This is a genomic window from Novipirellula galeiformis (assembly GCF_007860095.1).
Taxonomy (GTDB): Bacteria; Planctomycetota; Planctomycetia; order Pirellulales; family Pirellulaceae; genus Novipirellula; species Novipirellula galeiformis.
This window is the reverse complement of sequence record NZ_SJPT01000002.1, coordinates 433,181-457,036: the sequence shown is the minus strand read 5'-3', so window position 1 is coordinate 457,036 and position 23,856 is coordinate 433,181. Positions and strand designations below refer to the sequence as shown.

Here is a 23,856-nt window from a genome sequence, read left to right as displayed (position 1 = left end):
CTTCCTCGGAGACACCATGCTGATACGCACGTTCCTCTTGTTTTCCATCGCCGTTCTGGCTCACGTCTCGACCTGTATGGGCGAAGAGAAGCGAAGTCCGGCCGCAACACCGCCCGCGAAGTTGAACCTCGATACGCAGGCTGGCGATGATCTAGTCGCCGAGTACTTTCGAGCTCAAACCGCGGAAATTGCTGCACAGACGTTCGCCGACATCACAACGCTTGAGGATTGGACCCGTCGCCGCGAAGTCTACCGAGGCCAGCTTTTTGACATGCTAGGACTCGCACCGTTGCCCGAGCGCACTCCGCTTTCCCCGGTGGTTACGGGAACGGCGACCGCGGACGATGTGGTGGTGGAAAAGATTCATTTCCAATCGATGCCAGGGCTCTATGTGACGGCAAATCTCTATCGCCCCGCAAAACAAGACGGCCCGCTTCCGGCAATCCTGTATGTCTGTGGCCATGGTGTGGTAAAGAAGGACGGGATTAGTTACGGAAACAAAACTTACTATCAACACCACGGTGCATGGTTCGCCCGCAACGGTTACGTGTGTTTGAGCGTCGATACGATTCAATTAGGGGAAATCGAAGGCATTCATCACGGCACCTATAGTAAAGGTCAATGGTGGTGGAACAATCGCGGTTACACGCCTGCGGGCGTCGAAGCATGGAATTGCATCCGTTCACTCGACTACTTGCAATCACGCAGCGAAGTGGATCCAGAACGTCTTGGAGTCACCGGTCGCAGTGGCGGTGGTGCCACCTCGTGGTGGATCGCGGCGTTGGATGAACGGATCAAAGCGGCCGTGCCGGTTGCCGGCATCACGTCGCTACAAAACCATATCGTGGACGGCTGTGTCGAAGGGCATTGCGATTGCATGTACATGGTCAACACGTTCCGCTGGGACTATGCCAAAGTCGCCGCTCTTGTTGCTCCGCGACCGCTGTTAATTTCCAATACCGATGATGATCGGATCTTTCCTTTGGAAGGGGTCGTGGACGTGCATTCAAAGGTGCGTGACATCTACCGGTTGTACGGGCAAGGAAAGAATCTCGGACTGCACATTACCCAAGGGCCGCACACCGACACACAAGAGTTGCGCATTCACGCGTTTCGTTGGATGAATCGTTTTTTGCGAAACGACTCATCCTTAATTGAACATCCCGCCAAGCCACTCTTTTCGGTCGAGGAATTGAAAGTCTTTGCATCGCTGCCCACCGATGAACGTGTTACCAACATCCATGAATCATTCGTTCCTAAATTCGAGTCCAAGCACGAACGTGCCAACCGCGAGGAAATGTTAGCTCAACGGGAACAATGGATGCACTCGCTACGGAGTCACACGTTTGGAAGTTGGCCTACGGAAAACGTCGAAGGGCTCGACGTGAAAGTCCAAGCGGAAGCGGAAGTGGACTCGCTAAAGATCTCGGCGATCGACTTCACCTCTCAATCACCCTATCGTTTAACCATGCTGGCTGTCGTCCCGAAGGCTGCCGATAGCACCAAGCCGCTCAATGTCGTCGTCCTTGACCAAGCCGGCTGGGAACGCGTGGCACCAGGATTAGCGGTCGGTTTGCCCAATTCGTTCGTCGGGGTGACGCCAGACCGCCAACAATGGGAAGCGTTAACAACGGAGTTGGCCGATTCGCCGACCGTGTACATTGTCCCGCGTGGCGTCGGCCCCACCGAATGGACACGTGACGCCAAGGAACGCACCCATATTCGCCGCAGGTTCATGTTGCTTGGACAAACCGCTGCGACCACGCAAATTTACGACGTCGTTCGTGGCTTGCAAGCCATCGAAACATTAGCCCCTTTCACCGAGCGATCCATTGAACTTCGGGCCCAGGGGGAGGAAGCATCCGCGTGGGCGCTCTACGCATCCCTCTTCCACGAACCGATCGTGCGAATCGCCTTGACCGATCTGCCGTTACGAAACCGCAATGCCCCCGACTTGTTAAACGTCAGCAAGTTTGTCGAGATGCCACAACTCGTCTTGATGGCAGCGGAACGTGTCGAAGAATTGCAATTGTTGGGAAGCGAATCGCCATGGCGGAATGAATTTCCAGACCCCAAGGGCGAAAAGTTGAAAATCGCGTTTCCGGACGCAGCTTCAAATTAGGCAAGTAGTCCGAAGTGATCCCGAATCACTTGCGTTGTCGTTGCTGCGATCCCCCACCCCGGTCGAAGTTGCTGGAATACACAAACTTACCGACTTCGCCGGGGGCACCGCCCATGCCCCGCGGTTGTTTAGGCTCGCTTGGTTCCCTACGATCGGCAATACAGAGTCCCGATGGTCCTGGAATTTGGGCCAGAATTGTTCATCGTGCGCAGCCGAGTTTTCTTGATGAAAGGCACGACTCAATCACGCGAAGGGAGAGTGAACGCCGTTTCGGAGGCTCACGGAACTCCGAACTTGCGGCTTGCTCAAACCTGCGAAGGGGGGCGTCATCCGGTTTGTCGTCGATCACAGGTGTTATAACTCTTGCATTCGGCGCGTCTTGTGGGACACCCAACATTCAATCGCTGGCGAGACTTGCATCGCCACGACTACAATGGCGGATGCCGATCGAGCGGAGGGTCGTGAAAACGCGATCTAAGAATCCAACCATGTCGAAGGAAAATGTTAAGGATGCTTCGAGCCGACAGACAACTTATCTTCACTGCTGTCCTTTTCTTGGCGATGGCAGCGGGCGAACTCATCGCCTTTGAAACGATCGAATTCAAGGCGGGTACCGCTCCAAACGAGGATGCAGTCACCAGGACCGTTACCGGCGAATTGCTGGTCGAAGCTCAAGATGGAGGGCTTCTCGTTCTTGCCGATGATGGTCGCATCTGGACCATTCAACCCGAGCAATTGATCGCGCGGACGAACACCCCGGGAGAGCTTGTTCCGATCGATGACGACGAGATGAACCAGCGAATGATGACGGAGATGCCCGAGGGTTTCTCGGTTTATCGCACCGCAAATTATCTGATTGTTCACAACACCGATGAGAACCATGCTCGTCAGGTGGGTGGTTTATTCGAGCAGTTGTATCGCAGTTTCTTTTCCTATTGGAAGAACCAGCGTTGGGAGTTAACCGAACCGCGTTTCCCCTTAGTCGCATTGCTGTTGGATGATCACGATTCGTTCCTCAAGTACGCCCAGGTCGAGATTGGCGAATCAGCGAATTCGGTGATCGGCTACTACCATCTTTCGAGCAATCGGATGACGACGTTCAACGTGCCCAATTGGGAGCGTAACATCGCCACGATCATTCATGAAGCCACCCATCAACTCGCTTACAATTGTGGACTGCAACGGCGATTCGCCGACAACCCGATGTGGGTCAGCGAAGGTTTGGCGATGTTCTTCGAGTCTCCCGACCGCAGGAACAGCAAAGGTTGGCGAGGGATTGGGCGGGTGAATCAGAAAAATCTGCGTCGCTGGAATCTCTATTTGCCCAACCGTCCCAGTGAATCGTTGGCAACGTTGATCGCGGATGACTCGCGATTCCGCAGCCCTGCAACGGCGGCAGATGCTTACGGCGAAGGTTGGGCGTTGACCTATTTCCTACTCAAGACGCAGCGTGAAGACTTTGTCGAGTATCTGAAACGACTCAGCGAGGTCAAGCCGCTTGTGGAACTCAGTAAACGTGAGCGAATTGAGATGTTTGAGGATGCGTTCGACACCAAACTCGAAACTCTGGACAAACAATTTGTCGCTTACATGAAACGCGTTCGTTAACTCGGCGAGATAGGCAAACTCGTTACAAGTTCATCAAGATATCGAGCATTTCGGTCGCGGTCGAAATGACGCGAGAGGACGCTTGGAATGCGCGTTGATAGGTGATCATCTTGATCGATTCTTCATCAATGTTGACCCCGGTGATCGCCAGGTGTTGTGATTGCAGGGTGGCATAGAAATCCCGCAGCCCATCCGCCTCACTGTTCTGCAAACTAATCTTTTGCGCTACCCCAGCGATGGTACCTTCGTAGATACCGCGCACCGAGCGGCCATCCAACGAGTCTTGCGGGCGATCGACGAGATCGAGCATCGACGCCAACACGTCGGTGTCTTCGCCAATCCCCCCAGCGCTGACGGCCAACAGATCGCTGTCAAGCCGCAACGCCTCGCTGACGTTGATGTCGGTGGCGTCGCGGCCGACAAAGAAGGTGTTGATGCCCGCCGCCGCCAAAAACCCACTGGTATCTTCGCCAAACGTAAAGGACGAGGTGTGCGAGTCGGATAGAATCTCGATACGCCCGTCACTGGTAACACTGGCTGAGATGCCTTCGATCGCATCGATGTCCACCACGATCGAGCTCATCGTCGAATCAGTCACTTGCCCCAGATTTCGCACCTTGATGCGGTGGGTGGAGATCACGTCGCCGCTGGAATCGACCACGCTCATATCAAACGTACCGTTTTTGGGTTCCCACGCTAGGTCGGCGTTGGCGAGCGGAACGTTTGCATTGCCTTTCACACTCGACAAAACTTCCTGGTACCCTTTCCGGCCTTGCCCCTGTGAATGGACCTCGTTGACACTGCGGATCAGAGCGGAGGCCATGCGATCGATATTGTCGATATAGTCGCCGAAGATGCCGTCGCGTGCTTCTGCGGTTGCGGCGAGTTGTCCGCCGGTCACTTGCAGCGGCGAATCGGTTTCAACGATCCGAATCTCTTGTGCATCGAGCTCCTCGCTGTAACCACTTTTGACCAAGCGGTTGATCCCATCGTTAACGATGTAGTCGCCGCCCACGAAGACGGACACCGCACCACTTTCCTGCTCCTGAACGTTCACGTTAACGAATTGGGCGAGCTCTTCGAGTGCGAGGTAACGCTGGTCGCGTAGCCCGGTGGCGTCACTGTGGACTAGCCCCCCGCCCTCGATCGTCGCGATATCGAGATTCAATTTGGCGATCCGAGTCGTCAAGCGGTTGATGTCGCTGGCGACATCCTTCAGTTCGCCGTCCCAAGCCTGTAGACGATCACTGGCCTGTTCTCGAGCGCGGCGAAGGTTGCCCGTCAGCGTTTCACCCTGCAGGATCACGAACTCGCGAAGCGAAGCATCCCCCGGCTGGGTCGAAAGCTCATGGACCGCATTGTTAAACAGCGAAAATTGTTGGCTTAGACCCGAGTTGTCCAGGTCGTTGGAAAGTTCTTCGAGTTGAGAGTAGGCCTTTTCGAGAGCTTCGGCACCCGCGACGGCGGTCTTGGCACCAAGCATCCGTTCAAAATGGGCTTGATCCACCACTTGAACGATGCCCGTTGCCCGAACACCAAGGCCCTTTATCAAGCCCCCGTCACGTACCGCCACCGCAGACGATTGCTGCAATTGCTGGCGAATATATCCAGGCGTATTCGCATTAGCGACGTTGTTCCCAACGACCTGGAGGCCGATTTGAGCAACATCGATTGCACTTTTAGATTGCTGGATTGTGCCGAGAAGGCTCATGCGGTTGTCTCAATTGACCGTAGGAAACACGCCTTGAATCTTTCATCGGCATCCCTACGAGCACAATTGACACAATCGTTAAAACCGTCGCTTAATCCTAACCGCCTACGGATCACTGCGATGGGTGGCGAAGCGATTCGAATAAACGGAGGCAGCCCCGGACTTAAGCCGGCTCGACTCGTGCGGAAGAATTAGCTCTTCCACACGAGTGCACGGCTTAAAACAGAAAGCTAGCAACCTCGTGATCTTACATCACATTAGATCAGCGAACGCCTCGTCCAACGCACGGACGCGCTCATCGTCTTCGCTCTTATCGGCGGTTTCACGCCGTTGGGCGATCAACTCGACGATGTCGTTCTCGGTCGAGCTTGAGAACGACGCAGCAACTCTCTTCTGGGGCGTGCCAAACGCTTCAATGGGTTGTGGGACATCCAACGCATTGGCCTCATCCAACGTAGTCGATTGCGAAATCGCCGTTTGGGCGATCGGAGATAGCTGTGGGAGCTGTTCACCTGATCCGCCCGCTACGGTTTGCGGCCCCTGCATCATCAATTGGTTAATCACTCGCAACGCATCGAAGACCGAAATCACATCGTCACCGGAAACGTCGTAATAATTCGGTCCCCGATCGGCCGCCGTTACGGGAATGCTCGAGGCATTCGTACCGGCCAACCCAATCCGATTGATGATCATCAAGGCGTCTAAGGAGGATACCTTTCCATCCCCATTTACATCGCTGAAACGAGTTGGATCGGGATTCTGTAGACGATAGGCAACCACGTCGATTGTCACGGTAGCCGGTCGGCTGGTGCGTCCATCCGCATCCCGAATCGTGAACTCGAACGAATCGGCCCCTAGATAGTCATCGAAGGCCGTGTACGAAATGGTGCCATCGGAATTGACCGTCGCCACCCCGTTGGATGGCTCGCTGACCATCTCGATACTTTCCATATCGAGTTGGCCGACGACGGCGATTGCCACAGCCCCCACATCAATCAAGGTGCTGTCCTTTGATGTGGCGATGACATCGTCCATATCCGGAGCGATCGGCAATTGATTCGGTGTGATCGTGACCGTTGCTTGTTGGCTCTGTTGACCAAGGTCATCCGCGACGGTGTAGCGGAATTCGTCGGGGCCTTCGAAGCTCGCGAAAGGAAGGTACGACAAGGTGCCATCGGCTTCCACGGACAACGCCCCTTGTTTCGGCTGTAGCGTCACCTTGATGGACAAAGGATTCAGCGTACCATCGACATCAATGTCATTGTCCAGCGGACGAATCTGCGTGGCTCCCTCTGGACTTAGCATCACGACATCGGGCTTCACAACCGGGGCGTCATTGACCCCTTTGACGGTCACTTTGACCATCACCGGATCACTGATTTCTCCGGCGTCATCCATGACCGAGTAGGTGAACGTATCGACCAACTCTTCGCCCGGTTTGAGTCGCTGCAACTCCTCGGAGTCGGTGGGATCATAAGTAATTTCCCCGGTCGCGGCGTTGAACGTCACTCGCGCATTACGCTGCGTGGCCGGATCGGATTGCAGGATCACCGACAGCGATTCCAATGGATTGGACGCCACATCGGGGTCCACGTCATTGGCGGTCAACTCGCTGCTTTGGATCACCAGGATGGTGTCTTCATCCGTGTCGAGCTCATCGCCCTGTGCGACGGGGGCATCGTTTTGTTCGACGATTTCGATCGAAAGGGTGACGAAGTCCGACGTGCCGTCTAGCGAATCCACCGCGCGCACCTGGATGTCGACCGAGCCGCTGGCGTTTTGGGCAGGTTTGAACTGCAGTTCGCCCGTCGAGCTAATCGTCGGCAATGTCTCAAACAACGCACGCGACGCATCGGGAATGATGACTTCGAAAGACACGTCCTGAGAGGACTCATTCGCGGGTCCCGGCATAACGCTGGTTGCCCAAATTTCAGCGTAATCGCCACTGTCTTCGTCGACGGAGACCGGCAATCCGGGGATGAACGTCGGCGCGTCGTTAACCGGGGCCACGGAAATCGTAAACCTTCGTGGCGCGGTTTCGTTATTGTCACCCCGTACCGGATCGGTCGGGTTACCGTCGTCCCGCAGAATGACTTCGAAGATGGCATCGCCGTTGGCATTGTCTGCGGCAGTGTAGCTCAAACTCGCCGTGTTCCCCGTAATCGTGACCGTAGGCGGCACGGCGAACAGGGCTGCATCGCCCGAAACTTGTCTGAGAACAAATGACACCGTTTGGGCTGGCGTTGTACCATCCCCGGCAAGTTCATCGATCGCCTCATCGGGTCCCGCTTGGATTCCGGTGGCCCAGTTGTTGACGGTCACTGGACCTTGGTCTTCAAGCGAATCACTGTCAAGCGGACCTTCATAGATCGGAGCATTGTTGATCGCGGCGACTTCAATCGTGACCGTATTGGTGTTCGTGCGTGGATCCGGGGTGGGTAAGCCATCCACTCCCAGTGCCACCGTAACGCCATCATCCGTCACCGTGTATGTAAAGTGATCGGTGCCCGCAAAATTCAATTTCGGCGTGTAACGCAACCCGATCACCGCATTGGCGGAATTGAGGATCGGCGTCAAAACTCCGCCTTGCGTCGTGCCCACCGGATACGGCGTGGCCACGCTGACGTCTTGCCCCCCCCCGACCAATGCCGAGGTTTCGTTCTCGGGGCCAACCACAAAGAAATCAAGCAAGCCTGGGTTTGCTCCTGAATCCCCATCGAAGAGGATCTCGACAAAACCGTCTTCCGAAGTGGAGTAGACCAAACTTGGCGCGGCAGCTTGCAACACCGGTGGATCATTGATGGGACGAATGCTGAGCGTAAGCATCTGTGGCTCGGATTCGAAGCGATCCCCTCGCGTCGCCGTTTCCTGCGGTCCCTTGTCCGTCAACTTCACCTCAAAGACAAAGTCACCGAACACATCCGCAGCAGGACGATAGGTCAGGCGTCCCATTGACGTTAACGTCGGTTTGGTAACAAAGAACTCGTCAGCATCAAAGCCGACCGGCACAACACTAAACTCGACTTGTTGCGTGGATTCATCGAGCGCCGTGCTTCGTGGTCCACCGGAAATATTAATCGCAACGCCATTACGAATCACCAAATTCGAATCTTCACTCGATTCCAACTTCGAATTGGACAATTCAAATTCGGGTTGGTCATTGACCGGACTCATCCGGAACCGAACTCGATTACTAACGGTGCGTTGATCGGGGACCAACGCATTTTGCGAAAGTGCATACGTTTCGCCGTCGACGAAATTGTCATCTCGCACCGAGTAGGTGAAGCCATCGTCCTCGCCAATCGCCGAATTGTAGTTTGCCGGCGGTTGGTAGTTCACGCCGATGAGTTGGTTGTTCACATCGAACACCTTCGTCAGCTTCCCGTTACGTTGCGTGGTGTTGGGCAAGCTAAACAATTCAAGGATTTGTGAGCCGCCCGTGGTTCCATCGGCTTCGTTTTCAGGCCCGACGGTAAATACATCCAATAATCCCGGCGCCGTAAAATCCCCGAGCGAGGTTGCATGGGTTTTATCGAGTGGGATAAAGAACACCGAGGGCGTGCCGCCGGGTTGCGTATTGTCTTCACGCAGCAAATAAACAATCGTGCCATCGCTATCGACCGTGTACCCCAGATCCGGATCCGGTAACGAGACCGCGGACGTTCCCACTACCTCGGGATTCAGACGCGGAGCATCGTTAACCGGTTGGACATTCACGGTGATCGTGACGAAGCGTGACGCGGATACGAACCCAGACGTCGTCGGATCCAGGTCATTCGCTTCGATTACGAGCGTCGCGGAGCCCACCGCATCCGGTGACGGATAGATCGACAAACTACCATTATTAGCCACCTTTGCGGGGACTCGGAAAAGTCCCGGCGGAATCGTGGACATGTCCGTGCGCACGGTGAATTGAACACTTTCACGCTGCAATTCGTCGCGGGCGGTTAGCGGCCCCGCCATGATATTGGTTGCCCAACCCTTGACCACCGTTTCTCCGTTGTCATCGCGTTCAAGCACATCCACGATTGGCAGGTAATCAAACTCGGGCGGATCATTTTGCTCGATCGTGGTGATCGTCGCCGTTGCATAAACCGAGCTCAATGAACCAATGTCCTGCATGACCGCCGGATCCGACCCTGGGATCGTGACCGAGCCGCCGTCAGCAATCTTGAACTGGAATGAATCGTCCGCAGTGAAAGGCGAGCGGCGGTTATAGTCAACGCTCGGCGCGTAGGTGCCGCTAATGAATTCTCCGTCCATGAATGTGAAGGTTAGGGTTGCGTCATTCAGGGTCGTTCGAGTGGTCGTGACCTCACCCGCCCCCAGGGCCGCACCGTCCACATCGTCCGGGACTCCTGGCACACGGAATGCCACGACACGCAAATCCTGTTCGCTCTCATTGTATTGAGCGTTTAGGCTCGCATCGAACACCCCTGCGACGCTATTGCGTAACAATTGAGCTTTGGTGAACGTGATCTGAGCAACCGGCAATGGGCTAATTTCGTCGCCATTAGCATCGCGTTCAACCGCCTCGATCACATTGTCAAGCTGTTGATCCGAAGCCTGTGGAGCATCGTTGATGGGGTTGATCGTGATCGTCAATTGGCGGATCGAAACATTGCGATTGGCCCCCGTGCTCAAGCCGCTGTCGGTCACGATTACATCGTAGACCGCAATCCCAAATGCATCCGCTACCGGAGCGATCGTAAACAAGCCATCGGGCCTGAGTATCGGGTTGGCGGCCATCAAACCGTCCGGTACACGCGAAAGACCGCCGCTATCCAACGCAGGTTGAACGATGACGCTCGAAAGACTCTGTGACACAAGTTCGTCAAGCGCGGTGGGACGCCCCGGTTTGATTTCGACTCCTACGGTTCGGTACAGATCGAAGGATAGTGTGGGCGCGCCGAAACGGTCGCGTTCGTCTAACGAAATCGAATTCGAATCATAGGCAATGAGCGTCCCATCGACGATCGTCGTGCCCGTGTCAAAACTTGGAATGTACGGACCATCGTTCTGTTGTAGGACCTTCAACGAAACTCGCTCAGGAAGCGACCGAGCTTTGTCAAACGGATCAGGCGTGTAGGGAGTCCCCGGTGGAAGCGGAGGCAGCATCACAGTGCCATCATCGGAAACGACGTAGTTAAAGAACTCAAGCGGGTTATCGGGATCAGCTTCATGCGGGAATTGCCCGTTGTAATCCACCGGGGGTTCGTAGTAACCGTCGACGAACACACCATCCTGGAAGTAGAACATCAGCACTCCACCGGATGGCGTGGTCATCGGGAGCCAGCCAGTTCCATCGGGATTGGTAAGGTCGGCGACGTCAATCGATTCGTCCGCGTCGCTGAACGCGACCACACTCAAGGCTTGATTGGACTCGTCGTACGGCGCAGCGAGTAACGGATCAGATGAACCGGGCAAAACAGGATTGCTACCTGAGAGTCCGAGCAAAAATTCGCTGTCGAAATGGACCCTGCGATCGGTGTTAACGAGGTTTCCGAAACCATCGTATTCCACAACCTCATCGACGTTCAAAACGCGGGGGATTGCGACGGGAATTTGGTTGACCGGCTCAACAAAAATCGTCACTACCGAAGTCGCCGTCCTCGGAACGACAGGACGATTACCAGCACCGTCCTCGTCGATTCCTTGATCCTGGGCCGTGTAGACGAAGGTGTCTTCGCCGTAGTGGTTTAACGGTGCCACGTAAGTAAACGTGGCATCGCTATTGAATGTGACCGTTCCACCAAGCGTGGTTGTCAACGTGGTTCCCGGGTCGGGTATCGACAAGAAGTTGTCGTTGTAGTCAGCTAATTCATCCGCCGCCGTCGCAGGAGCGTTTTTGTCGTTTTCGAGCAAGAACGCGAATGGGATGGTGAGCGAAACATTTTCGGTCGGAATCGGAGCGGGCTGTGTCAGACCAGCCCAATAGGCCAACCATCGCGGCGAATCCTTGCTAATCGAATCCGCATTGGCAATCGGATCATCGTTCTGGGGGCGAACGTCAAAGAAGACCTTCGCGGTGTGAGTCAATCGTCCGCGGTCGGAGTCGAATACCCCGGTCTCATCATCGGCTCCGCCATCGTCCAAGACGTTCGGATCATCGGATAACCCGTCATCGCTGATCGTATAACTGATCTCGTCAAAGATCGACGATCCAGGATCCGTGCGTAGATTATCACGATTGAGGTCGAGATTCGAACGATACTCGAAGCTTTCCAGGAAGGGGTTCGACGGATCAGTGGTGTTGAACGTCGCCGATAGAATCTGGCCACGCGGAGTGGCAACGGGGAACGCACCGATCGGCGTGTTGGAATCAATCGTCACGGGGACTCCCCCCGTCCCGGAGTCAACATGTAGCGCCACCACCTGTAACACCTGGTCGCGTTCATCCCATGGCGCCGAAGGAGCGTCAACAGGATACGCCGGTGACGCATGAGCAGCGGCATTGATTAGCAATTCCGCATTCGTCACCGTGCGGATCACATCCTCGGTCGCGATGATCGTTTGGTCTTGGGCAAGGGGAGCATCGTTAACCGGATCGACTTCAATCGTCACCGTTGCGAACACCGTCGTCGACAAGGTCAAATCAATTGCACTTTGCTGAGTCGCCAAGCGATAGGTGAACGTATCGATACCGACAAAGTCGGCATGCGGTGTGTACACAAAGTCGCCGGTTTCCGAATCGAGATCGAGCGTGCCATTGGATACGTCTTGGCCCACGATCACCGTGACGGGGGTAAACGTCAACGGATGAAACGTGTCGTTGTCGATCGGCGACGGAATCAGATTAGGACTATCCGCAGTAACAAGCGTCTGATCCTCTTGGATCGTGTAATGCGTCGACGTCGCGAGCGGATCATTCACTGGCACCGGCAACGGCACGTTCATGATCTGGACTTGGTAGTCTTCCACTTCGCCACCAACCGCCAACCCGCTCGGTTGTAGTCCGCCTTCGGGTGAGATTCGGAAGCGAGCCCAAGTCACCTTGTCCGCGGTCCCCGCTGGCGTATTGACGGTGAAGACCGTCGGGTTCCCTGTGTCCGTGACCCAAACATTGTCGATCACTTTTTCCAGCGTGGGATGGAAGACCCCATCTCCATTAAAATCAATCCAACCACTGACGTAGCCAGAACCAGTCACTGTGACAGGAATCTGTGTACCGGTTTGATCTAATGGATTGAGGAAACCGAGCACGTCCTTATTGTCGGTTGTGGTGCCATTGACGCCCGGTTTCAGGAACACGATGTAATCGGTGGTCCCATCGTTGTAGATCCCGACATTGACGCCATCTTCGTCGTCAAGATTGTAAACATCGATCAGCGCTTGGTTCAGCGGATCGGGACGATCGACGACCAAGCTATCGCCCGGTGAACTCATCGCTGCGGTAATCGCCGCGGTCAATTGCGTCGCGATCATGTCGGGCGTATCACCCGTAGCGTAACGCACGGCAATCGCGCCCACACTCGGAGCAATGCCGTCGGGAACGAGTTCAAACAACGTGACCCCGTTGCCGATGTCAATCGCGATCTGTGCATGCGGGCTAGGCGGCGTTGCGGTGATTTCAATCGATTGACCACGGACGCCGGGCAACGCCGTGATGTTAAAGATCGCTGACCCCGTTGGGCTCGTAGCGGAAACAACCGCAGTCATATCATCGCTGCCGCCACTTCTTGCCGCGGAGTTAGGCTCAGAGTCGATCACTTTGCCGAGACGTGGCAACGCGCCGTCGATGATCGCATGACGCGCCGCGTTCTTGTCCAGCTCGGTAGCGTAGCTCAGACCGACCGTCGCATCTCCAAAATCGAGCGGAACATCAGGCAGGATGATGGTGAATTGAGTCGTACCGTTGGCTTGGTTTTCCTTGAGCAGATTGCCCGCGTTATCCGCGATCAAGCTATTGTCCAAGAAGATTTCATAGACCGCCGCGGGAGCCCATAGCGTCGAGAACGGCGTCAAACGCAGTTCGCCTGTGAATTCGTTGTAGCCGAGCACAAAGTCCACTCCGGCGGTCAACGTGACATTGTTGCGGCGGACGGTGACCGAGGATGCATTGACGGTCGCGGGGTTAACGCCGGTGCCTTCAAACGGCGCATTTGGACCGCGACCATCCGTCAGCAGGATCGAGAAATTATCGAGAATCGGTTGTCGCAGATGGACGACCGTCGCATTCGGATCACGGTCATCACGAAGCGTGTTCAAATCGTCGATCGGATTGATCAACTGAGCAAACGGTTGTTCAAAGTCCGAACGGTCCACCGCACCACGATCGATAAACGGAGTCGACCCACCGCCGCCTGGAATTTGCGACGAGCTGATTCGCAATTGGCCATAAACATCGCGTGCCGGTGCGTCGATCGTGGAAATCGCGATCCCCAGCTCGGTTTTGAACGTGATGTAATCGAAGCGGTCTTCTAATTCATCGAGCGAACTATCCAAGGCTGGCGAGGTGTCCACTAAATAGTAATTCTGATTCGCCGCGTCGACAAACAGCGGCGTTCCCGCAGCGCGGACAATGCCATCGGTCCCCAGTCCTCCATTGACGCTGTTTCCTTGGAAATAATTCGAACGGACGACAACATTCACTCCTGCCGACGTGGCATCGTTGATGCCACGATTGAAGCCCGTGATAATGTTATTCATCAACGTCGGACTGGCGCGGTCGACGATGTTCACGCCCGTCCCCACGCTGGGACCGGTTCCAATCAACGTGTTGTTGATAATGCGTCCAAACGGTACGGGACGATTGGGCGAGGCGTTGGACTCGCCAGCGAAGCGGATCGCCGAGGTACCGTCAATCACGTTGTTTTGAATCACGATCCCAGGAACCAAACGATTGGGATCGGTTTGCGGGAATTGGATGGTCGATCCTGGATGCGGAACCGCCCCATTCGCCTCGGGCGTTCCCGGTTGCACGTTGATTCCCACCGTTTGGGAATTACGGATGATGTTGGAATCGACAATGAACATGCCCTGCACACGTTCACGGTTTCGATCGGCCAGTAATCCAGTGCCGCCTTGGACCAATTTCACATCGTCGATGAAGGCCACATTGGGAAGCGTGGTGCCTGGGTCGGTCGTCGAATCAAAGGCCCAGGTAAAGGTGTGGTCACCACTCTTGAACGGAAAGCGAACGACTTGATACGGCATGTCACCCGAGGCTAAGGTCCCATCAATGATGACTTCATTCTCATCGCCCCCAGCACGCAAATTCTGAGGGACGTTGTCGATCAAGAACCGCAACCCATGATCCTCGGGACTATCGACGCGGAAGGCGAACTCGATTACCCCCGCCTCGGTGCTTACCGATCCTAGGTCAGCTAGGGTTGCTTGGTAGACCGAGACCGCTTTGGGGATAGGGATAATCCCGCTGCCCGCACTGAAATTGCCCGTTTGTAAGCTGTGGGACCCGGTGAATGGCGAGGTATCGGTAACCCTCCACGGCGTGATAACCAACGATGGAATTTCAATTCCTAAAAGTTCGATATCACCGGGTATCGCCCAAGGAACCGAATTGAGAGCCCGGCCTTCGTAATCTTCCGATGCAATCGCGTCCGCAATTAACACATGACGATCGTTGGTGTCGAATGTGGTCCCGATGCGAATCCCGTCCGCTACCATTCCAGCAAATTCATCGGTACGACGAATCTCCAACTGGTAAGGTCCTTTGAGAATATCGGGATTGGGCGTGGGATTATTATTTCGAGTTCGACTTCCCGCCGCGTCCAAGTTGGTAACGGACGAATCGGTCGTCGCGGAGGTAACCATCTCACCACGTTCGGCGAAGCCCACAATGATATCGTCGATATAGAAACCTTCGAACTTATTGTTCACGCTGCGATTGGAACGGTCGTCGGCACGGAATTCGCCAAATGAACCCTCCAGTTTACGTCCCGAGGCCGGATCAACATCTTCACCGATGAAAAGGGTGTCGTCGGACATCGTCCCGGCGGTGCTGAAATCAAACCGCAAACGAATATCGTCGGCCCCGGCGAAGGTGGACAAATCGACGCGTGCTTGTCGCCACACGCCGCTATTGTCAAACAATTCTTGAACCAGTTGTTCGTCCTTCGCGCGTGGCGTCTGTGCATTGAGTCCTGCATCGGACAGATGCGAAAGGAACCCGGGCAGTTCGCCTGTTTCACCTGAGGGGTCGGCCTCACTGACTTGCGAATTGTTCGTCGCCAACAATTCCCAAGTCGCCCCGTTATCGCGTGAGGCAAACACGCGTGCGCTATCACGGAACGGATCCGCCAAGTCGTCGCCTGCGAGAGTGCCCGGATGGTTTTCGGTCTCCAAAAAGTAGTTGAAGTAGAGTGTTGGACGGTCGCGTTCCGCTGCCGACGCCAAACTAAAGGAGTTCGATTGCAAGGTTCCTAAACCGCCACCGGGCAGATTGTAGGTGTCTCGGATATCGGGATTGCTACTGAGGTCGGCATGTTGCTGCGTTTGACGAATCCCTAGCTGGGCATTGGTTCCGGTTTGGTAAGTAAGATAGCCTTCCGCATTAGGGCCGGGTGCTTCCTGCCACGCTTCAAACCCAAACTGGAAGCTAGCCCCGCCGTTACTTTGAGCAAAGCTGCGATCCTCGAAATCTCCGGGATTCGCAATCGACACATCCTCATTGCCGGGAACGCGACTGCCATCGGGCGCCTCGTTAATCCCGTGTCCTGCATTACTTGCCCGTCCGGTCGTTGGATGCCAAAGATTAAAATCGAGCGGCGAAAAGGCTAGCCCGGTCGCATTGCCTTGCATTCCGGTCACGGTGCTGACGTAGTCTGCGCCGCCATTAAATGCGTTAACAAAGGTACCGTCGGACTCGAACGCAACCACCCAATTGTCTTTGGTGACCGCGAACAACACATTTGCAAACATTCCCCCATCAACGTTTTGGGGCCCCAGTGCGAGCCCTTGGAAATCGAAAGCCTCGCCTCCTGCATCTGAAAGGATTTGGCTCGAAACCACTTCTCCGTTGCTGGGATTGATCTCAAGCAGTTCGCCGGCGGTGGTGACCCCAAAAAGGTTGCCATTGCTCTGAAAATTGTCATAAGAGAGCCCCGTGACACGACCCGACAGCGGAGTGCCGGCGCCTCCGTTAAGAGTTCTGTCGGGGGTGCCTGAGACGGCAGTGGTGGCGCTGCTACCCGCGGTAATCACGGCGGTGACCAGCGCACTGGCATCATCGTTATTATTGATCGCGTCAACGATGTTCGCCGCAGTAGGGCCACCGGTAATCGCACCGGTGGCTGGGGTACGCGTGATTTGCAGGTTAATCGTCGATCCGCCCGCGCTGGTCACGACTGCGGATGCCGTTCCACCTCGGATTTCAGTGACGTTGATGATGATTCCATTGCCGGCAGAACCAGGCTGTTTGGATTCAAATCGAATATTCGTGGTAATGGCAGGGCTCGCGCCATTGCTAATCGTCCAGCTTGCCGTCGCGTTCTGAACGCCGGCAGGTTGGATATCGCCGACGTAACCATATTGCGGATTGCCGCCAGCCGCATTCGCCGGCGTGGCATCACCATTTTGCCGTGCTCGGTACAGCTTCGAAGAATCGTCCGATTCTCTCACCGAGTAATAGACATTGTATGTCGGAACCGGTGCAGCCGGCGAACCTGTTTCCCCGGAGCGTTGGAATGTAAATGCATCAACCTCATGAGAGGTTGTGAATTGTTCGGTACGATTGAAGGCTGACGACGTCGGGTAGAGGTTAACGTTCAGCGTTGCTCCGTTGCCTGGGATATTGTCATTCTGCGAACTGACGATATTTCCGGTAGACGGATCGAGTTTCACCAATTGTCCAACGGTGCCACTTCCACTGGTCAAGTTGCGGTATCCGTACATCGCACCGTCACTGCGAATGACGATGTCTTGAATGTCATTGTTTGCATCGCCGACATTAGGCTTGACGCGAGTTTCAAAAACCCCGTCCTCAGCGATGCTGGCCGTATAGAGATTGTCTCCGTTTTCACTTGACGAATCGGTGATGACGTAAGTGACGAGGTCCGAAAATTGGTAGGGGACGACGTGGTTGCTAAGCGTCGTTGCATCGGTCAGATCGAAAATGCCTTGCGTCGTTTCAGGCTCGATCGGGATACCGTAGGAGTTGTAGCCGACCAATCCAATGTGGTCTTCCACTACCCGGGTAACGGAATTGACCGGTTCGAGCCGTGTGAGTCGGTTTTCCCCATTGCTCATACTGGCTTGAAAGACGCCCATCAACGCGGTGGGTAATTGCCGATTACTCATCACCGCGACGTAGTAGAACTGGTTGGCCCCCTGAGGCGTGATATGGATTGGTCCGATGTATGGGTCTTTGTCACCGAGGGAACCGCGACTTAGGTCGTAACTCTCTGGGGCCGATGGGGATTGTTGATCGTCCTCGATGTTCCCTTCGCGGCTGACATAGACTAAACGTCCCGAGTTGTCATACACGGCAATGGTGGTATCGGCGCGAAGCGCTTTATCGGCGTAGTCTAAGTCAAACACCACCGCGACCGTTCCAGGACTGTCATTGAAGCCGGCGATCTCTTGGACCCCGGTATGACGCAATTCGAATTTGTACCAATCGACATCGGAATTGGAATCCAAAGCACCCGAGATCCCGATCGCGGCCATGTCGGTTTCCAGCAGATTGACGAGTGTCTGCGCCGAACCAAGTGTATTGTTATTACTGGAAAGTTCACCCGCTTCGCCCGTTAGCAAGCTATGCGATGGCAGCCCCCGCACATCGATTGCCGTATTGGCATCGCGAATGTCGGAGTGTTGAATCGTCGAACCGGGGAATTCGTCCTCTTGCCGTTGGCGGATTTGCAGTTGGTATTTGCCGCTGCTTTGACCATCAAGCACTGCAAAATTTGCCCCATTGGGGGCGGAACGCACACGGACGAAGTAGATCCCTTCGCTTCCCGGAACGCCTGGCAACACAAAGAATAATCCTGGATCGCGGAAGTTTTGCGTGTAGTAATCGCCACCGAGCAACGGGTTTTGTGTCAACGCGTTGGCGTTACTATTTCCCGGACCCGTGGGATCGCTCGAACGATTTGAGCGGGCCAATACGGTACCGTTGGAATTGACGACCTCAACGATCGCGTCGAGCGACGTGTTGGTACGGTCGATGTCGATCCAGATTCCGATTCCCGCAGTCGCTTTGAAGCTGTACAGATCGACGTCGTTTGAATCATCGGGGCTGATGAATCCATTGACCTCGAAACCCACTCGCCGGTTCTCATCCGCACTCTTTTCATCGGGCGCCATCGTACCGAGAAACTGAGCGTTATTGACATTCCCGTTGGACTCTTTGCCACCGGTGATGGGGTTCTCACGCTCGCGAATCACAGCCACATTGCGGTCATTGCTCCACTCATCAAACTTGAACCCACGCCAATCTCCCGAAGCGCCCGACGATACGTTTGCCGTATTGTTGGTGTTCTTCGTCACCGTTCCGTCAGGCGAGAATCCTGCGCCGATGCTATCGTCCGAAAGGGAGGTCAAAACCACGGGATGGCCGGACGTCCCCAGCACATGAATCGTGCCGCCAATGCGATCGATCGTCTCCAACGGCGTTCCGGTCGCCGTGAACCCGGCTGTCGTCCCCGACAACTTCACCACCAAACTTTCCGTGTTACTGCTTTGCAGTGTCAAGCCACCGTAGGTGTGAAGATTGTCCACCGTGATTTCATTTCGCAGCACATGCACGATGTCGGTATCGTCCCAGATGCTTTCCGTGGTTAACAACTCGCCCCGCACCGACATGCCGTTGGTGCTGTTGTTGTCGAGTTGATTTAGCCGGACGAGCGGTCCCGAGTTATCGTCAAACTGGCTAAATCGATCAGCCGGACCGGTCGCTCGCCCCGGATCGACACGGGTTTCAAAACGCAATGCGTTCGCATTGATATTGATCGCCGTTCCGGTGTTGTCGACGATGGAATTGCTGACAAGGATGGGCTGGGCCCCACGAACGTAAATGACCGCGGCCTGATTCGCTCCTCGACCGTTGCGAACACCGCTGGCGTTCCCGTCCGCATTGTCTTTGATGACGGAGTTGGTAACCCGCAGATCGGCCTGGTGGACTTCGATTGCGTTGAAGTTGGCCGAACCGCCTTCGATCGGCGAATCGCCGCCGGCAAACGAGATCAAGCCATGGTCGATGCTACCCGACGATACCTCGCCAAAGAATAGCCCGGCCCAATCGCCTGGATTTCCAGTCGTGAACACGCCGCTATCGGTATTGAAGGTACCACTTCCGCCGTAGCGATCGTCGAATAGCGAGGTAAAGATCACCGGACGGTTTTCGGTGCCCTCGGCGATTAAGGCCGACGCACCGCGTTCCGCTTCGATCCGAGCTTTGCTCAGCTTCACGACCACGCCGGGGTCAACCATCAAACGGCCCGCCGAACGCGCGACCGTTTGCCCCAATGCGTTCGTTTCCATGCCTCCAGGATTGCCGGCGATAATCAAGTTTTGAGTCAACACGTGCGTGATATCGCTGTCATCAAAACGTCCCGGCACGGTCAAACGATCGAGTAACGCCCCGTCCTTAAGATCCACTCGAATGAACAACCCATCAATTTTGTTGTCAGCCAGAAAGTTTCCCTGCACGTCAGGACCAATTCGCCCAAGCGAATCGTCAAAGCTATTGGGGCTTGCCGAAATCGCCGCACTTTTGCTTTTCGCGATCGAGTTAAAGCTAAGCGTCGGTCTGGCATCAACGATATGGATCGGAGTAAAGGTTTCTTCGTTGGCATCAACAAAAACCTTGCCACCCCCGTTATGGATATCCGCGTGATTGATGTAGTTGAGGAATACACCATCGGACTCGAGATCCGAGTCGTCGCGAATGACGATCCCTCCAAAATCACCCGCCATCGCCGTGCCATTTCCATCGGAATCCCCACCGAAGCTATCGTCGTGGTAGGAACGCAGGAAGACCGGGTTTTGCGGGGTACCGAGCACTTGAATGGCCGAGCCTGCGCGGCTGATGTTGATCGACGAGGTGCCAATGTCAATGTTTGCTTTGCGCAATTTGATCAGCGTCCCGGCATCGATCATCAGCGTCGCGCCTTGGGGAACAAGCAAATCGAGTCCGTCGCGAAGCGCAACGTTACTGCTGTCCGACCCAACCAAGTACGGCACATTGTCACCCTCGGTATCGATGTCACCATCGGTACCGCCGTTGCCAACGATGCGAATCAGGTTGGGAGCTTTCAATAGCGTCGGCGATGCCTCGACATCGAGCGCATCGATGTTGCTCAATTTGACAACCCGCCCGCTAACGGTCACGTTCACCGATGCGGCTAAAGCGGTACCGCGATGTGCATCGATCGCCGCAGCGATATTCGATGCAATCTCCGCGGCGCTTAATCCGACAAAGGGAATCTCGCCGACGCCGCTGCCAAATGTCAGCGCAACGTCCGAGTTGATTCCATCATCGATCGTAAGGGTTTCCCCGGCATTGATTCGTGCGCCGGCATCCTGGGGAACCACGATACGGTTCTTGGCTGCACTCAGGGCGCTGCCAATCGTATCGAACGGATTTCCAATCGAACCATCACCATCGGGGGCGTTTAAATTGCTGTCGTTGACGCGGTCGACATAAATCGTCGACGCCTGATCGCTGGCCTGAAACCAAAATGAATAGACACCACCGGGTTCACCATTGCCGTCGCCATCGAGTGACGTGCCGTCGGTATCTCGCAGTCCGGCCTCGCCTCGATCGGCCTCGAACGAAAGCTTCAATTCATAGGGTCCATCGCTCGTTCCGCCATAGCCGGAATCGGGAACCTTGGGGTCATAGGTGTCATTACCAGTACTGGTGACGCCGACAAAGTAGGTCCCCGGGCCGAGGTCCAATTCAAGAAACGAATCGTTACCGAAGTAGCGATCGTTCTGAGCGACGAGGTCATGTTGGTTCGGATCGGCATCATTTTGCCGATATAGTTTCAGCAGCGTGTTCAATTGACTTGGGCTGCTGCGTCGCTCGGCAACCGTTTCTGCGCTCCATTTGCCTGATTCTTCGAGCACAAATTTGAACAGATCCACGTCGGTGCTGCTCGGTGGCACAATGCGTTGCAAGTGAACGACATCGTTGTCGCCGGGCGTGACATCGTTCGGCAACCCGACGCCCGACATGGCCGCGGGTAGTTCATAGGCATGACCGAGCCCCAGCGAATGCAAGATTTCATGCATCATCGTGCTCGTAAAACCATCGCCGTAATAACGATTGGCTTGATTAAACAGATCGCCATTGAGGACGACCGCACCGGCGCCTCCCAAGCCACCGACACCCGCGTCGGGTCCCATCAAGGGATTGAGCGCGCGCAAGTCCCCTTTACCGATCATGGTTCCGCCGCCGCCGGAGTTCGTCGTCTCGATAAACTCGTAGCCCGACACTTCCGCCAACACGTCGTAGATCCCACGAACAATCCGCTTCTCTTCCTCGGTAATCAAGTTGGGATAGGCATTTCCGCTGGTATCGCTTCCGATCGTGGAGGGGAAATAGTAGCCGCGCGTAATAATCGCACTGGGCGTCGTCAACGCGGTGCCGGTCGAACCGATATGCGATTCGCGTTGAATTTGGCGATGCCCGGGTTCGTCATTGCCACCGGGATACGGCGGAAGCGGAACGCTTTGTGGTTGGATGGCTGAGGTCAACGTGATCCCGGCGGCCCCGAGCACCCCGAGCTGCGTCGCTTTGGTCACGTCCGAGTTATCATCGTTGATCGACAACGTGCCGCCCGCCAAGCTGGTCTGCAGCACATACGATCCTGTCCCTCCGTCGCTTTCAACCTTCACGGTGTAGTTGCCAGCCGTGACCGGTTGTGAAAGTAACACTACGGCCCCATCGGCTCCCGTTACCGGTGCACCGACCATGACCCCCGACGCGTCGAGCAAGGTCACTTTGACTGCCAAGCCTGGCTTGGGTTCGACTCGCACATTTACCGTCGTGCCCGTTTCGACTCGCAACGCAAAGGCATCCACGTCGCTCGCATCGTCGTTGCGGCCACTCTCGTCACCTAAATAGCTGTTGACGACGTACCCGCTAGCCACCGAACCGGAAACCGACGGAAACAGACTTCCCACTTGAACGGCGCCGTTGTTCGCAGACGTGCCATCCGCCGAATAGCCCACATCCAACCGAAACGTTCCCTCAGGCAGGTCCGAGTCAAACGTCAACGTCACCGATTGATTCGACGCTTCGTAAACCGCGGTCTGTGGAATCAACGTGACGTCGTCACCGCGATCGATCGTCGTTGCGGTATCAATCAGTCGATAGAAGCGAGGGTCTACCGCGTCGTTTTTATCAAGCAATTGGTTGTCAAAGTAGACAACAATCTTATTGCTTTGCTGGTTCAGACTTGCACCAACACGCTGCACCGGTTGAGGCACGACGCCCACGACTTGAGGCCCACGATCCAAACGGAACTGAAGCGCGTAGTCCACCCCATCGTTAAACGCTTCACCCCCGGTGTTTGTAAGTGCCGCGCCACCGGCACCCATGATCTCGATCCGATAGGTATCGTCGGGAAACGCGTAGGCGTCGTCCGTCGCGTTGTGCGACGCGGTGCTAGCAGTGCGAAAGACAATTCGCTGGAGTTCTTCGGGGTCCGCACTGCCGGGTTCCGCCAAGCCGACATAGCCAAGGGCAACCGAGACATCGTTGCTATCTCCGAACGCCCCATCGCCACCGCTGCGAACCAATCGCACGGTGTTCGAATTGATGGTTGATTCCTTCAGATCCGCGCCGCCCTTGAACAGCAAGTTGAATTCACGCGGTGCAACATTCAAGGTATCGCCGTCTCGCAACAACGCTCCGGCATCGGGCCGAATCGCGATCAGCTCGGGGCCAGCCAACAGTCGTCGATCTTCAAGCTGTTCCGTCAGCATCTTACGCGCGTGCGAGCGATGAAGGAGACTCTTGCGGGGACCGCGACGGTGAGACTGTTTTCCAAGAATTGAACGGAAGCGGCGGAGCGTCATGGATGTAGTTCCCGGGTGTCAAATTTGCAGTGAGCTGGTCTCGAGATAAAATTACTTCGCGCTAGGAAAGCGTAGGCGTAACCCACTAGATTAGTCGGGTGGGTCAGGAATCCACCTGCGGAATTCGATTCTTCCGCAAAATCGGAAAATTGCGATTCATGCGCAATTGGATTGCGGCGCGGAATCGACCGCCAAATACGACATCATTCCTGCTCGAGCGAGGATGATTATAGCGAAGATCGCGGTTGCAGTGGGGGGCGAGGGTTACACACCTGCAACCACAGAGTGGTGCTGTGAACGAGTGGCACCAAGAGCCAGGATCAACCCGCAATTCAGCCGCTTAAGACCGCGTTTGCGAGACCTTTTTCATCGGTTGTTTTGAAAACGATGGCCCCCTAACGAGAACGGGGGCAGCGTCAGTACTGAC

The 23,856-nt window shown here is 55.4% G+C and carries 4 protein-coding genes; 2 read left to right on the top strand and 2 right to left on the bottom strand.

Annotation, left to right across the window (positions count from 1 at the left end; genetic code table 11):
* The first annotated feature begins 16 nt into the window (after positions 1 to 16).
* Both Pla52o_RS06710 and Pla52o_RS06705 read left to right on the top strand, forming a co-directional pair.
* Positions 17 to 2,122 carry an alpha/beta hydrolase family protein gene (locus Pla52o_RS06710; protein WP_231612143.1) on the top strand — a complete coding sequence of 702 codons (2,106 nt, stop codon included), beginning with the start codon at positions 17 to 19 and terminating at the stop codon, positions 2,120 to 2,122.
* A gap of 510 nt (positions 2,123 to 2,632) precedes the next feature.
* Positions 2,633 to 3,730 carry a DUF1570 domain-containing protein gene (locus tag Pla52o_RS06705; protein ID WP_146593828.1) on the top strand — a complete coding sequence of 366 codons (1,098 nt, stop codon included), beginning with the start codon at positions 2,633 to 2,635 and terminating at the stop codon, positions 3,728 to 3,730.
* 22 nt (positions 3,731 to 3,752) lie between these two features.
* On the opposite strand, the gene flgK is transcribed toward Pla52o_RS06705, so the two are convergent.
* Both flgK and Pla52o_RS06695 read right to left on the bottom strand, forming a co-directional pair.
* Complete coding sequence (flgK, locus tag Pla52o_RS06700; RefSeq protein WP_146593827.1) at positions 3,753 to 5,441, bottom strand: flagellar hook-associated protein FlgK; 1,689 nt, start codon at positions 5,439 to 5,441, stop codon at positions 3,753 to 3,755.
* Between the two features lie 252 nt (positions 5,442 to 5,693).
* Entirely contained in the window at positions 5,694 to 23,336 is a 17,643-nt protein-coding gene (locus tag Pla52o_RS06695) for a tandem-95 repeat protein (protein WP_146593826.1), read from the bottom strand.
* Positions 23,337 to 23,856: the final 520 nt, after the last annotated feature.